A 14,750-nucleotide genomic window follows, 5' to 3' on the forward strand; every position below is an offset into this window, starting at 1 on the left:
CCTGCTTATGGCTGTAAAGCCGTCAACGAGTCAGTACCGGTTGGCGGCTTTATTGTTGACCCCATTGATAAATATCCCGTCCCCAATCGATTCGGCCTGCGGGTTCTTATCCGTCCCTTCAAAAATCTAATATGGCGGTAAAAGGATTGTTGTCGCCTAAATGGCTGCGGGTGCTCCCGCTTCTCATGCCCGCCCTACTGCAGCGTCCTCCCTCGCCTTGCGACGAAGAAAAAGCACAGTACGGCCGCGACTACCAAAGCCGACATGACGATAGCCAGCGGCCAGGCGTTCTGATTGTCGCCGATGCCCACCAGCGGAGCCGCCGCGCCGCCGATAATAAAGGAGAGCATCCCCAGGAGGGCGGATGCGCTTCCCGCGGATTTCGCCTGGCTCTGGAGGGCCAGCGAGGTAGTCGTCGTGGATATCAGGCCCACGCTGGAAACGACCAGGAAAAAGCCAGGCAGCACGAGATACAGTCCCGCATGGAGCGCAGCTGCAAGCAGCAGCAGGGCTCCGCCGAAGGCCGCCATCATAAGGCCGCTGCCCAGCACATTCCGCTCATGGACACGCCCTGCCAACCGGCCGGCGATTTGGCTGGCGGCTATAATGCCCGCGCCATTGATGCCAAAAATCAGGCTGAACATTCGCGGCGAAACGCCGAACAGCTCCTGTAGAACAAATGATGAGCCCGAGATATAAGCAAACATCGCCGCCATCACAAAACCTTGGGTCAACGCATACCCCATAAACAGCGAATCGCTCATCAAGCGCCGGAAGGTAGCCAGTGTATGGGCCATACCGCCGCTTGAGCGCCGGTCTGTCGGGAGAGTTTCCTTCATTCCGAACAGAACGGCCAGCAGCATCAGCACGCCGAGAATGCTGAGAAGTCCGAACACGCCTCTCCATGAGGTGAATGTCAGCACCTCGGCGCCGATAATGGGCGCAAGAATGGGAGCCGCTCCATTGACCAGCATCAACAGCGCAAAAAATTTAGTCAGCTCCACGCCGGAATATAGATCACGCACACTCGCTCTGGAGATGACGATCCCGGCGGCCCCCGCCAGCCCCTGAATGAAACGCAGGCCGATAAAGACCCATATATTGGGGGAGAATACGCATAATAAAGAAACAACCGCGTAAACGGCTACCCCGATAATAAGAGGAACCCGGCGGCCCCGCACATCGCTCAGAGGCCCTGCAAGCAGCTGGCCCAGTGCCAGCCCGAGCAGGCAGGCCGTCAGACTCAGCTGCGTGACGGAGGTTGTGGAACCGAGCTCCGCAGCCAAGGAAGGCAAAGCCGGAAGATACATATCCATAGAAAGCGGACCGAAGGCGGCCAATGAGCCCAGCACGATCGCGAGCCATAAACGGCTGGATCCTGTGGCGGGCCGGGCCGCGGATGTGGATTGGCTCATTTTTATCATTCATTCCCTTCATTGCAATCCTATGCATGTCCAAGGCGGACTGATACGCCGCCTCTACCTTGTATCGTTGGACCAACAACAGTATGGGGAATACTATCATGCATACCCGCCTGATGTCCAGGCCTAATCATTGGCATTCCCGCATAGAGCGTTTATACTGTGGGAGGACTAACTTTCAATGAGAGCGGGTGGCTTTATTGGGCAGCAATGGTAAAATTGGCGGCGGCGGTTTCCATCATGTCGCGATTCGAGTCTGCGATTTCGATGCAACGGTACGTTTCTACACGGAAGTCCTCGGTTTCACGGACAAAGTCCGCTGGGGCGAAGGCGACAGCCGGGCGATTATGCTCGACACCGGCGACGGCAACTATCTCGAGGTTTTTGCCGGCGGCACGAAAGGCGAGAAGCCCGAAGGCGCTTTTCTTCACCTGGCCCTGCGTTCGGATGATGTGGATGCCGCGACGGAGCTTGCCAGGGCAGCCGGCATGGAAATTACAGTCGAGCCCAAGGATGCCGAGCTCGGCGGCTCGCGGGTTCGGATTTCGTTCTTCAAAGGTCCAGATGGCGAAATTATTGAACTTTTCCAAAGCACGGGCGGCCATCCTCTTTAAACACGCAAACGCATACTTTTAAGCGCAGGCTCTGAGCCCCTTTATAATAGAGGGCCCAGAGCCTGTCTGTCCCTGGTAGCCGATCGTGAACGGAAATGTTTAAGATTAGTTGCGGAGAACCGTACCATAAATAGGTAATGGGTAGGGTGATAATAAAGTCCTCGCATGAGCTCAAAAAAACTATGAAAAATATGGAACTTGTGAGGAAGGATATATACCGTTTATAAGTCACTGAAACAGATGTTCGTGACCCGATCTGGAAACGATTGAGCTAAAGGGCACGAAAGTCTGGGGTTGCTAGGCGCGGGCTCGTTTTATGTAATGTGGAGGGGGAGGCAATTGCCCAGCAAATTAAAACCAAATGTAGTGAATATCCTATCATCTTTTGGCACATACTAAGTAGTGATTTTACATTGTAAAAAATTTTTTTACAACCCATTGCTCGTTAGCATATAATAAAGAAAGGTACAGGAGAGAGGTGCGAAGAAATGAACTACGATTATTATGAATACCGTGATTTGATTGCTCAGAACTTAATTTCCTTTTTGAAACAGCGCGGCTACTCTAAGTTATCCTTTTCAAAGTTGACTGACATTTCACGTCCAACGATTGATCAAATTTTAAAAGGTGAAAGTCCAAGTCCAAAACAATATCACACTCAGATCACAAAAATCAATGAGACGTTCCAATTACCAGAGGATTACTTCATTATGTTTCAGGAGCAACCCACGATAACTTCACGTTACGTGTACGCTTATTCTGACCATGGTCGAGATGCAGATAGAAGTCCCAAAACAATGGAGCTTCTCAATGCGCTGGATGATATTCTGGACGTTTATTCCCTTTATTTGAAGTAAGGAGGGGCTTGTTTCATGCGAATTACCAGCGATAATCTGGATCAAACGATACGTTTAAATGAACAAATTTCAGAACAGATTGTAGATCACATTCACTTCATTGAAAAACGTTTAATCAAATGGCAGTCCCTTCCGATTGAGGAGCAAGCTTTTGAGATCCTAAAGGAACAAAACTTGATAGAAGTGCCGATACCTGATGAAAATTGGGGTGGCGCAATACGTAAGTTTACGAATAATAAGTTGATTCCCATCATTAATACGTATCAACCGCGATTGTATCAATACTTCATTTACTGGCATGAAATTTATCATTTAACTGAACGTGAAGAGATGCAGACAATGCATAAGGATGGTTACGAGATCATAACTGATTTTGATCTTAATGAGCGCAAAGCAGATTACTTTGCAAGCCAGATGATCTTTGGTAGAACGGATCTTTACGACTTCTTCCACTCATTAAACACAAATGATTTCATTGACCGAATTGCGCATTGTATGAAGTCCTTTAAAGCCCCTTATAAAGCGATCTTGATTGAATTGTATCAGATCGCCAATAAGAATAATCACGCTCAACTGCAGGGTGATATCAAGAAACATTTTGATTTACGTCTTAAACCAAATGAGTGGGAAATTATTTTCCAGGAAAATGGTTTGGATGATTCTTTGATTAAGCCTTCATACGTGACGAATATGAATGCGATCATCAACACAATCCAGAAAGAAATCAAAAAACATCCTGATGTCCAGTTCTACAAAGACAACTTATATTTAATCAAGGAATGGGAGCTAAAGTACAAAAACGTTCAGCTTGAAGCCAAAGGAGCAGAGGATGGGCAACTATCGTGACCTAAGTCAGTTATTACGAGGAATGACTGGGGCAAAGATATTGATTTTGGATACTAACAACATCCAGTTTTATTATCAGCACGAGACAGTATTGCCGAAGTCTGAAGTTTTTGCCCCATATGATCTTATTCTTATTCCAGGTTGGGTTCAAAATGAATTCGGCCATCACGCTGGGAAATCAGCATTTGTTTACTCCATTCCTAAACCCTTAATTATTATTGATGAGGCTGAGGATTACTTGGAGATGATCGGATATAATGATGAGCGACTAATGGAGCTATTCCGACTTGCCTCCACTGGTCTTGGCAAAGCATTACGTTTCATTCACATCTGTAAAAAAGATCATCAAATTCTACCTGATGCATGGATTGATGATTTTTATGATCAGGGTTTTGAGACAAAGCGAATGCCATCAGGACTGACCACAAAGAAGAATGCTGGGGAAGTTTCAATTGTTACGCTGTGCTTCTTGTTGCTGTCTCACTTTAGCAATCATATTGGATCTATTTCCTTAGCGTCCAGTGATCATGGTACTTACCATTTAAAAGACAAGGTGCTTAGCGAAGCCAATTCACCTTTATTACATCTTGGCATTTCGCAAGCGCCGCCAATCTCTTTTCAAAGTACGGACGTCGTAATCTACAACGCAGTAAGGACAGGTCTAATCCAGCCTCAACAAATTCATGCTTTACGAAATCATACACAGGAACGGTCGACGATCTATCTCGAAAGCTTTTCGGATCGAGACTCGGCAATCCATCATCACCTGGTGGATATCCCCTCCTTCATTTCGATCTGTTCCGATCATGAAAAATATAAAGTGATCTTTTAGTGCCTGTGGCTACATAAAGACAGAACCCTCCCAAAACAGGAGGGTTTCTTGCTGTACATTACCTTTAAATCGATACGGAGAGCCGTACCATAAGTGACGGCGAAATTTCTTGGCTTATCAATTCAAAGGTGCGGTAAGGATTTGTTACACTAGTGGGCAGGATAGTGTGAATAGTAATGCGAACAGTAGAATTTCTCAGTGATGTAATAATAGGTTCGAAGTACAGGCCGCCGATTACTTCGACGGCCATCAGTGCATGTTTTATTCACTTCATGACGGTTCATCATGGTTTTGTACAGCAATTCCTTTCATGATCGTAGTAATGGCTTCTCCCCTCTACTCTTCCCTCTCTCCAAAATAGATACGAAAGCATTTCTTCTGGGTAGAATGAAGTGTCTTCGATACACATCCATCAGCTGGGGGTTCTCAATGATCCCAACCATAATTCTTACAACAGGTGGCAGAGATATGCCATAAATCGAGTTTACTGATCGGACCATACTATCCGTAAAAGAGAGCAAATCTTCCCCGCTTCCGATGTCCTTATACCTGTCCAAACTTGCGAATTCCGTCGTGATCGGCACCTATTCGAGGGCAATCGCGGCCGCCAGCATACTCGCCATTTACTCGCGGGTCAGCGGCTGATCGGGTTTGAAACGATTGCCTTCTTCTACAGGCCGGTGAATGGACCTGTTTTGATTTTCGACACGGAAAATGCAATTTCCTTTGGCCCCCCCGTTTACAATTCGTGTAAAAGATCTTTATAATTAATAGAGCTGAAAGAAATTTTAAAGAAGGACAGAAGGAGGGCTTTATCTGCAAAACGTTATTAGAACCGGCATTGTAGGCTATGGAAACCTCGGCAAAGGGGTCCTCAAGGCCATCGCCCAGAATGCGGATATGGAATTGGTGGCAGTATTCACCCGCAGACAACCCGAACAGATGGAAGCAAGCGGAGACGGCGTCCGTTTTGAACATATCTCGGCCATTGAACAATATAAGGGCCTTATCGACGTGATGATTCTTTGCGGCGGCTCGGCTACGGATCTTCCGGAGCAAACCCCGCTTATCGCCCGTATGTTCAACACCGTCGACAGTTTCGACACCCATGCGAAAATCCCCGAATTTTTTGAAACCGTTCATGCTGCGGCCAGCCAAGGCGGCAATGTGAGCGTTATTTCGACCGGCTGGGATCCGGGTCTGTTCTCGCTTAACCGGCTGCTCGCCGAAGCGATCCTCCCGGAGGGCAAGGACTATACGTTCTGGGGCAAAGGCGTAAGCCAGGGCCACTCCGATGCCATCCGCCGTGTTGCGGGCGTGAAAGCGGGCGTCCAGTACACCGTGCCGGTTCAGTCTGTCATCGACCGTATCCGCGCCGGCGAAACGCCTGAGCTGTCCACGCGCGAGAAGCATCTGAGAGAATGCTTTATCGTGGCGGAGGAAGGTGCGGACCAGGAACAAATTCGCAGCACCATCGTTAATATGCCGAACTATTTCTCCGATTATGATACAACGGTAACCTTTATCACGGAAGAAGAAATGAAGGCCAGCCACCAAGGCATGCCGCATGGCGGCTTTGTCATCCGCAGCGGCGTTACGGGTGAAGGAACGAAACAAATCGTGGAATTCGGCCTCAAGCTGGAAAGCAATCCGGAATTCACCGCGAGCGTTCTGGTCGCCTATTCCCGCGCAGCTTACCGTTTGAGCCGCGACGGAGCCACCGGTGCCAAAACCGTGTTTGACATCCCTTTCGGCCTCTTATCCCCCAAATCACCGGAGGAACTGCGCCGCGAGCTGCTGTAGGAGTCTCCTGGGCCTTGTCGTAATATGACAGGCTCTTTTCGTTTCATCCCTTCATAGGAGTTATTGATCAGTCCAACAAGTAATTTTAATTGGATCTATGGACGAACTTTATGTAAAATTTGCATACTCGCTACAAACATCATACATTTAATGCAAAGGATTTAAAATTAATGTATGATCTTATAAGTCGATATTCTAAAGGAGAGCTGTGTACCTTGATAACTGTTACTACCGAAAACGATCCCACTTCCGCTAAGGAATATGTCCAGTCTGTCTACGAAACTGTCATTCACCGCAACCCCAATGAAAAAGAATTCCACCAAGCAATCAAAGAAATTTTAGATTCCCTCGTCCCCATTTTTGAGAAGCATCCCAAGTACATGGAGCATAGCGTTCTCGAACGGATCGTAGAGCCGGAGCGGGTTATTTATTTCCGTATCCCTTGGGTCGACGACAAAGGCAAAGTGCGGGTAAACCGCGGATACCGCGCCCAATTCAACAGCGCGCTTGGCCCATACAAAGGCGGCCTGCGTTTCCACCCTTCCGTCAACGCCAGCATTATCAAATTTCTGGGCTTCGAGCAAATTTTCAAAAATGCGTTGACCGGCCAGCCAATCGGCGGCGGCAAAGGCGGAGCCGACTTTGACCCTAAAGGGAAATCGGATAACGAAATCATGCGCTTTACACAAAGCTTCATGACGGAATTGTACCGTTATATCGGTCCCGATACCGACGTGCCTGCAGGCGACATCGGCGTTGGCGCCCGTGAAATCGGCTATATGTTCGGTCAATACAAACGCATCCGCAGCGGCAATGAAGCGGGTGTCCTGACGGGTAAAGGCATTCATTACGGCGGCAGCCTTGCCCGCACCGAAGCAACCGGTTACGGCTGCGTGTATTTTGTAAACGAAATGCTGGCCTCCAAAAACCTGAGCTTCGAAGGCAGCACCGTCATTGTATCCGGTTCGGGTAACGTGTCCATCTACGCCATCGAAAAAGCGCAGCAGCTCGGCGCGCATGTCGTGGCTTGCAGCGACTCTGCCGGATATGTTTATGATCCGGCCGGCATCAATCTGGAAACCGTGAAACGCATCAAGGAAGTCGAGCGCGGCCGCATCAGTTCCTATGTGGATGAGCATCCTGAAGCTACCTTCACCGAAGGCTGTGACGGCATCTGGACGATTCCTTGCGATATCGCGCTGCCTTGCGCCACCCAGAACGAAATTGATGCTGATATGGCAAAAACACTGATATCCAATGGAGTCAAGGCGATTGGCGAAGGCGCCAACATGCCTTCCACCCTGGAAGCCATTCATCTGTTCATCGACAATGATGTGCTGTTCGGACCTGCCAAAGCAGCAAATGCGGGCGGCGTGGCCGTCTCTTCCCTGGAGATGTCCCAGAACAGCATGCGTCTGTCATGGACGTTCGAAGAGGTTGACGCGAAGCTGCATACCATTATGAAAAGCATCTACGAGCAAAGCGTAGCGGCGGCGGCAGAATACGGCCACCCCGGCAATCTGCTCGATGGAGCCAATATTGCAGGATTTATCCGCGTAGCCGATGCCATGATCGATCAAGGTGTCGTGTAAGAAAAGATTTTAATCGACCTGCCAAGTGCCAAAGACCCTGACAATCTGTTGTCAGGGTCTTTGTTGTATAGTTAGGGTATAGATTAACCCGGGGAGGTTATAAATCATGGAAAACCACAGGCTGTCACAGCCTCACCGTCCTGACGCTGCTTTGAAGGCGGCTGCGAAGCGGAGCAGCAGCACCGGGAATGGAGCTCCTGTGCTTGGGCCGCGGGCGCTAGGCCGGGCGCTGCTGGAACGGCAGCTGTTGCTTCGCCGCTCCAAGCTGTCGGTATCGGAGGCTCTGGAGCATCTGGTCGGCCTGCAGGCCCAGGCACCCAATCCTCCTTATATTGGATTATGGTCGCGGCTGAGCGGATTCCATCAGGATGACCTGGCCGCCTTGATTAAGGACCGGCGGGCTGTGCGTATTGCGCTGATGCGCTCCACCATTCATCTGGTAACCGCCCGCGATTGCCTGACCCTGCGCCCGGTCATTCAGCCGTTTATGGACAAGGCCCTGAAGGGCAATCACGGCAAGCTTCTGACGGGAGTGGACTCAGACGAGCTCGTCTCTGCTGCCAGGACGATGATGGAGGAGCACCCGATGACCTACAACGAGCTGGGCTTAAGGCTTGGCGAGCTGTGGCCCGGGCGCAATACCGAAGCTCTTGCAGTGGCCGTCCGCATCTGGGTGCCGCTCGTCCAGGTGCCGCCCAGGGGTATCTGGGGCGAGAGCGGGCAGGCTGTCCATACCCCAGCCGATGTATGGCTGGGTCAGGAGCTTGACCGGGACGCCATGCCTGGCCCCACCCTTCTGCGCTACCTGGCGGCGTTTGGACCGGCAACCATTCAGGACATGCAGGTATGGTCCGGGCTTACCCGGCTGCGGGAGGTCATCGAGCCCATGCGCCAAGGGTTGCGAGTATTCCGTGACGAGCAGGGACGCGAGCTGTTCGACCTGCCGGATGCTCCGCTGCCGGACCCGGACACTCCGGCTCCACCGCGATTCCTTGCGGAGTTTGACAACATGCTCTTGTCCTATGCGGACCGCAGCCGGATTATCGCCGACCATTACCGCCCCCGTGTTTTCACCATAAACGGGATCATTCGGGCTACGTTTCTGGTCGACGGTCAGGTCCGGGGAATATGGAGAATAGAGCGCCACCGCAGCGGTGCCACTCTGATCATCGAACCCTTCGAGCCCCTTGCCGGTGCGGATCGTGAGGCTCTTGTACAGGAAGGCCGCAAGCTGCTCAGTTTTGCCGCAGCGGATGCGGCGGAGCTCGACATCCAATTTCATTAAACGCATTGTCGCAGCGTACGCGCACGGATTTCACCTATACACTGCGACAGTGGGGGCATAAGACTTACACGGCCAATGCCGGTTTACGGCTTGCTTACCGGGAACTTGCGACAACGAGCAAGCATGTAGCTTGCCGGTCAATCAACCAAGCGGCGAAGCGCTGACGATCCGGCTGTAACCCGGCGCATTTAGCTGCAGCGGCCGCTGTGCGAAGCCTTCCTCGAATAGCAGCCGCTCACACTCCAATTCCTCCAGCACGGATTCCCGGCCTTCCGCATAGTCCAGAATCCGCTCGCTGGCGCTGGAGATCCGGGCCATCAAGCCGCCGTACCGGATATCGAGCACTTCCCAGCCGAAGGGCTTGTAGGTTAGCATCCAGAGCTTCCGGTGCGCCTGGCGCAATCCATTCACCTGATCATGGAGATTCGGGAGCACTTTGCGGGCTATTTCTTGCAGTGAACCTTTATCCTTATTCCTGTATTTGGCTGTAATCTCTACGCCGAGCGTTGATTTCACGGCAAGGATCTCGCTTAATTTCTCGTAGACGTAGAAGATTTCATTGAACGGCGATGGCGATTCGCTCCCGATATCCCGCCATTGCTGCGCCATTGACGAATAATGCGCCGGAAGATGGCTGCCGTCCTCGCCCTCCACATGCTTGTCGAACAAACCAAGCAGAAGATCCTGCCAGAGCAAATATTTAGAGGGGTTAGCCATAAAATGATTCCCTTGCTCAATTCCAGGCACTTCGTCCATGGCCTTCAGGCCGACCAATTCGTCGAATAAATCCAGGCCTGTGCAGGCTGCGAATCTTCGGCGCAGCTTATCATCATCCACCTCGTCCGAGTAGCCATGTTCGGCAAACAGCTGCAGACCCGGAAGCATAACCAAATGATTCGTTTCCTGCCCATTGTCCCCCCACGCCGTCGCAAGCACTTCCCTGACGCCTTGGCTCTTGCAAGCAAGCAGCGCAGGATGCGAGCTCATCCACGTCTTGCCGTAGTTGGGGCTCATGCTTCCCCATAGATGAATGCCGCCGGCAAACAGGGGAACCGAACCAAATGCCTTATGCTTATCCAGGATACGCTCATGAACGGCCTGATCCCTGTTGCCGTAATCCCAATAAACGAACTGAACATCCTGCGGAATCTGCTCCAGCCGTTCCTTCGAGAAGTCGACATTCATGCTGTAGTGGAAAGCGTGCTTTTCATTCGATAAAAAATGAAAATACATGTCGCTCCAGATAATGGGCTTCAGGTCATATTTCCGGGTAATCTCCAACACTTGGCTTACATGCTCATTTATGATTTCGAATCGGTCGCGATAACCGTTAAGCTCCAAATATCGCCCCAGACCAAGTCCGAATGCTTCATCCATCCCGATGTGAATCCGTTTCGAACGGAACGGAGCTGAAGCCGATGCAATCATCTCCTCGATGAAAACATAGGTCTGCGGTTCTCCAACGAGCAGGATATCCGGATGATCCTTGATCGCGGACGCATACGGCCATTTCAGCGCTTGCGCCAGATGGGCCAGTGTTTGAATGCACGGGATAATCTCGATTCCGAACAAGAATGCGTAATCGTCCAGCTCCTTTAGCTCTTCAACCGTGTAACGTCCTCTCATGTAGCCGAAATAAGGCCGATTCGGCACTTCGTACGTATCCTCGGCATACAGCATCAGTCCGTTCAAGCCCATGCAGGCGATGTAGCGTATGAACTGCTTCACCACTGCCGGCTTCAGAACGGCATTGCGGGACACGTCGAGCATCGGACCATTAAAGTCGAATCGCGGCCGCTCCACCACCTCGAATTGCTGCTCCGTCTTCGCATGCTCGATGAATAAGCCGAGTGCACGGTAGAAATGATGAGGCTCCGCAGCCTCGATTCTCCCCTGCCCGTCCTTCAAGGATATATAAATATCCCCGCTGCGCCTTATGACCGCAACCGGTATACTGTCCCCAGCCTCGCTCCAGTCGAATAAGCCGGCATGGACAAGCTCCCTGATACCGTCTTCCACCTGCCCAATTTCCCCATATAAACTCAATTTCATTCGCCCGTTCCTCCATCCTCATTTTCTTCCGGTATGCAGCCATAACTATGAAGAGAGCGGTATTCGCTGGCATTATGACCGGTATATTCTTTGAACTTCTTATAAAACCAATCCAGCTGCCGGTAGCCCACCTCGTAGGCGATTGCATAAATCTTCTGATCGGTGCGCACCAGCAGCTCCTTGGCTTTCTCCATTCGCAGACGCATCAGATAGTCGTTGAACGATACGCCATCGGAGGCCTTGAACAGCTGGCCCAAATAGACCGGATTCATATGCACCTGCTCCGCAAGACTCTTCAGGCTAATGTTGCTCGTATAATCGGATGCCAAGATCTTCTTGACCTGTTCGACCGCAGTCGGAAAACTCGTTCGCTTCGATTCCTCGATAATCGCTATCACCTGCATGCATTTATCCGCTGCAAATTCGAACAGGTTCTGGATCGTTGCCGATTCCATAATACGGAGATAGTCCCTGGATGTAGGAGCCGCTGTAATCGGCATCTGTCCACGAGCATGCTTGCCGGCTATGCTCTGCAGATCGGCAAGCAGGTCGATCACCATCGACTGTACATGCGGCTTAGGCGTGTCGCCGGTCTTGAACCTGTCCTGCTGCCTGTTAAGAAGGTCTATGACCCGTTCCTTGTCGCACTCCTGAACAGCATTGATCAACGACTGGGCCTCCTGGATATCGCCGCTCTTTTCCTGCAGGAATGCTCCGCCAAACGAGTTTCCGGTAATGATGGATAGACTGCCCAGAAGAAACTTCCGGTCCAGCATCCGCTTGGCGGAATGAAACGACTTCTTGACCTCCTCCGCCAAGCGGACCGATTCCCCGATCCCGATCGTAATCGGCATCTTGGCATAGTTCAGCGCACTTTCTTGAAGCAGTGCTGCAAGTTCCAAGATAGGCATCTCCTCTGTCCCGCCGATGTCACCGAAGCATACAATTCCGAAGCGGTCAGGCAATTCTTCAAACATATACCCCTTCCCCACAAGAAGCTCTTCCAGCACATTCCGGACAGCAAACCGCTTCAGATCAATGTCAGCTTCCGTCATATAGGCATTTAGCGTCTCCTGAAAATCCAGCTCGACAAACAGGCAGCGGTAGTTTCTGCAATCTGCCATAGCTATTCCCCATAGCAGCAGCTGATTGATCGCTTCATCCGCTCCAATGAGGCCGTGCGTCCATCGCTTGAGCATATGATCCCGCGCTGCGGAAGCACTTAAATCGAGCTTCCTGCTGATAATCATGTCGCGGCTGATCTCATTCTTTACAGCCGTCAATATACGTTCTGCATCCTCTTCCATGACCGGCTTAAGCAGATAATCCTTTACGCCGTGCTGCAGACATTCCTTCACGTATTCAAAATCCTCGAATCCGCTGACGACGATGATCGGAAGCCTAGAATTTCGCCGAACCCGGGAGATCAGCTCCAGCCCGCTTATTCCCGGCATCCGGATGTCGGTTATGAGCAGATCGTAGTGGCCCTGCCTCAGCATATCCAACGCCATGTTGCCGCCTGTCGCCTCACCGGCGATCGTAAAGCCCAGCTGTTCCCAATCCAGTAAATATTTCATAGCCTTCAGTGCGCCGGGCTCATCATCGACCATCAGTACGTTCAACAAGAAGCTCTCCCCCTTCTCTTTCCGTGTTCATGGGCAGCAGGATGGATACCCTCGTCCCCCAATCCGGCCCGCTCTCTATATGCAAGCCATAAGGCGCACCATACATTTGTCTCAGACGCTGATGAACATTCCTTAACCCGATATGCGTCGTGCCCGTGACATCGGAGGCGTCATTGATTCCGTCGATTACCTGCTCAAGCTGCTTCGGCAGCATGCCAGGACCATTGTCTTCCACGGTGATGAGACATTGATTGTCTTCCAGCGCACGGGCATGAATCAAGACGACGGTAACGCTCTCGACTTTCTCCAGGACATGCACGATTGTATTCTCGACGATCGTCTGCAGCGACAGCCGCGGAATCGGACAATCCGCGAGCTCCTCCGGGATGTCCGTCTCGTAAACAAGCCGGTCGCCAAACCTGAAAACCTGAATACGCAAATACGTTTCGACGATGTCCCTCTCTTCCTTCAAATCGATCAGATGCCCAGCGCGGTTCAACACGTTGCGGAAAGAACGCGCAAGCAGTTTGACGATCTCCGCATTCGCCTTGTCCCCATTCTCCAGCAGGCTGCCGCAAATCGCATTCAACGTATTGAACAAATAATGCGGGTTGATCTGGGTTTGCAGCGCATATAATTCTGACTCCCGGTTACGAAGCTTCAATTCCTTCCGGTTCAGCTCCGATTCATATACTTCCGTAATCAGCTGATTGATCCGGTCCATCATGTCGTTGTAATTCCGGCAAAGCTGCCCGATTTCATCGTTGCCGCTTACCTGCAGATGGGTCAATGTCTGCACATTGTCCGCATTGACGGTCCGCATCCGTTTGGCCAATTGGGTGAGCCTTCCCGTCAGACGGATCGAGATCAAATAAATAAGCAGGATGGAGCTGAACATCGCCGCAATGAACAGAGCAACCGCTGATCGCTTCATTTCGTTCACCTTCACCATCATTTGATCGAGCGGGGTCAACTGTACAATCGTCAGTCCTTTGACGCTGCTGCGGGTTTCCAATGATTTGCTCGTCAACAGATACGCGCTGCCCTCTTGGTTGTATATAAAAGACGACAACGATGCGCTCTTCTTCATCTCATCATAGAACGCATAATCTTCAAGCCGGGAAGTGCTCCCATTCGATTGCTGCCAAGAATCAATCAATACATGGCCATCCGGCAGCGAAATGATGAACTGCTGCTCCTTTCCCTCGCTCGAGATCAGATTGCGGAGCAGCCGTTCTTCCAAGTCAAGCGTCACATACATTTCGCGGCCCGAAGGCGCATTGTACACCTTCTGCGTCAGACGCAGGACACCGCTGCGCAGCAGCATGTCATCCTCGGAAAGCGTCCATGACTTCACCAGTCCTGCATTGGAGCCTTGAACGCTTCGATACCAATTCGATTGTTTGACTTCCTCATCGATCGTGCGGACCTGCGCATACTGGAACGTGGGATTATCGGTATAGATGGAGAAGCGCAGAATATCCTTCGACGTCGTGATCCACTCTTCGTAAGGCTGAACATAGTTCAAGTAAGTGTCCTGTGCTTGTTCGAATGTGTCATAGGGTTTGAGAAGCTTATCCTGAAGCTCGATGCTCGTATACAAGGAATCGACAATCTGCTCGTAAGACTGGAGCAGATTGTCGATATTTCGCGAGAGCTGGGTAATGGAACGGCCGACATCCTCTTCGGTATTGTTTAAAATGATGCTTCCGCTCTTCTCGCTCATGTAGTACGTTAACAATCCGAGCAGCAGAACCCCCACAAGCGCATTGGCAGCAAATATTTTGGTGCGAACTGTCATTTCCATCCCACTCCCAGCTACG

General features: G+C 51.1%; 11 protein-coding genes. 7 read left to right on the top strand and 4 right to left on the bottom strand.

Annotated elements, in window-relative coordinates; all coding sequences use genetic code 11:
* Positions 1-194 precede the first annotated feature (194 nt).
* Positions 195-1,415, bottom strand: a complete 1,221-nt coding sequence (locus tag IEY46_RS31230) for a multidrug effflux MFS transporter (protein ID WP_188998798.1) — start codon at positions 1,413-1,415, stop codon at positions 195-197.
* A 206-nt stretch (positions 1,416-1,621) separates the two neighbouring features.
* Here IEY46_RS31230 and IEY46_RS31235 point away from each other — a divergent pair, with 206 nt between their 5' ends.
* From IEY46_RS31235 to IEY46_RS31265, 7 genes are all read left to right on the top strand, one after another.
* Positions 1,622-2,035, top strand: coding sequence for a VOC family protein (locus IEY46_RS31235; protein WP_188998801.1), 414 nt, complete (start codon positions 1,622-1,624; stop codon positions 2,033-2,035).
* Between the two features lie 488 nt (positions 2,036-2,523).
* On the top strand, positions 2,524-2,892 hold the full coding sequence (locus tag IEY46_RS31240; RefSeq protein WP_188998804.1) for a helix-turn-helix domain-containing protein: 369 nt from the start codon (positions 2,524-2,526) through the stop codon (positions 2,890-2,892).
* Positions 2,893-2,907: 15 nt separating this feature from the next.
* On the top strand, positions 2,908-3,738 hold the full coding sequence (locus tag IEY46_RS31245; RefSeq protein ID WP_188998807.1) for a hypothetical protein: 831 nt from the start codon (positions 2,908-2,910) through the stop codon (positions 3,736-3,738).
* Entirely contained in the window at positions 3,722-4,570 is an 849-nt protein-coding gene (locus IEY46_RS31250) for a hypothetical protein (RefSeq protein ID WP_188998809.1), read from the top strand. Before IEY46_RS31245 ends, IEY46_RS31250 begins: the two co-directional genes overlap by 17 nt.
* Positions 4,571-5,386: 816 nt before the next feature.
* Positions 5,387-6,373, top strand: a complete 987-nt coding sequence (locus IEY46_RS31255) for a diaminopimelate dehydrogenase (RefSeq protein ID WP_188999133.1) — start codon at positions 5,387-5,389, stop codon at positions 6,371-6,373.
* A gap of 215 nt (positions 6,374-6,588) precedes the next feature.
* Positions 6,589-7,965 carry an NADP-specific glutamate dehydrogenase gene (gene gdhA, locus IEY46_RS31260; RefSeq protein ID WP_229750670.1) on the top strand — a complete coding sequence of 459 codons (1,377 nt, stop codon included), beginning with the start codon at positions 6,589-6,591 and terminating at the stop codon, positions 7,963-7,965.
* A gap of 106 nt (positions 7,966-8,071) precedes the next feature.
* Positions 8,072-9,250 carry a winged helix DNA-binding domain-containing protein gene (locus tag IEY46_RS31265; protein ID WP_188998813.1) on the top strand — a complete coding sequence of 393 codons (1,179 nt, stop codon included), beginning with the start codon at positions 8,072-8,074 and terminating at the stop codon, positions 9,248-9,250.
* A gap of 141 nt (positions 9,251-9,391) precedes the next feature.
* On the opposite strand, the gene IEY46_RS31275 is transcribed toward IEY46_RS31265, so the two are convergent.
* Genes IEY46_RS31275 through IEY46_RS31285 form a run of 3 tightly spaced genes read right to left on the bottom strand, consistent with a single transcriptional unit; the run spans position 9,392 to position 14,728 of the window.
* On the bottom strand, positions 9,392-11,302 hold the full coding sequence (locus IEY46_RS31275) for a beta-N-acetylhexosaminidase (protein WP_188998819.1): 1,911 nt from the start codon (positions 11,300-11,302) through the stop codon (positions 9,392-9,394).
* On the bottom strand, positions 11,299-12,927 hold the full coding sequence (locus IEY46_RS31280; RefSeq protein WP_188998821.1) for a response regulator transcription factor: 1,629 nt from the start codon (positions 12,925-12,927) through the stop codon (positions 11,299-11,301). The genes IEY46_RS31275 and IEY46_RS31280 overlap by 4 nt, the downstream gene beginning before the upstream one ends.
* Positions 12,902-14,728, bottom strand: a complete 1,827-nt coding sequence (locus IEY46_RS31285) for a sensor histidine kinase (protein ID WP_188998823.1) — start codon at positions 14,726-14,728, stop codon at positions 12,902-12,904. Before IEY46_RS31285 ends, IEY46_RS31280 begins: the two co-directional genes overlap by 26 nt.
* Positions 14,729-14,750: the final 22 nt, after the last annotated feature.

Source organism: Paenibacillus nasutitermitis, assembly GCF_014641075.1.
Classification (GTDB): Bacteria; Bacillota; Bacilli; order Paenibacillales; family Paenibacillaceae; genus Paenibacillus_Z; species Paenibacillus_Z nasutitermitis.

Excerpts from the sequence above, each read along its gene's own strand:
- IEY46_RS31230 (WP_188998798.1), bottom strand. The coding sequence starts at position 1,415 with ATGAGCCAATCCACATCCGCGGCCCGGCCCGCCACAGGATCCAGCCGT.
- IEY46_RS31240 (WP_188998804.1), top strand. The coding sequence starts at position 2,524 with ATGAACTACGATTATTATGAATACCGTGATTTGATTGCTCAGAACTTA.
- IEY46_RS31245 (WP_188998807.1), top strand. The coding sequence starts at position 2,908 with ATGCGAATTACCAGCGATAATCTGGATCAAACGATACGTTTAAATGAA.
- IEY46_RS31250 (WP_188998809.1), top strand. The coding sequence starts at position 3,722 with ATGGGCAACTATCGTGACCTAAGTCAGTTATTACGAGGAATGACTGGG.
- IEY46_RS31265 (WP_188998813.1), top strand. The coding sequence starts at position 8,072 with ATGGAAAACCACAGGCTGTCACAGCCTCACCGTCCTGACGCTGCTTTG.
- IEY46_RS31275 (WP_188998819.1), bottom strand. The coding sequence starts at position 11,302 with ATGAAATTGAGTTTATATGGGGAAATTGGGCAGGTGGAAGACGGTATC.
- IEY46_RS31285 (WP_188998823.1), bottom strand. The coding sequence starts at position 14,728 with ATGACAGTTCGCACCAAAATATTTGCTGCCAATGCGCTTGTGGGGGTT.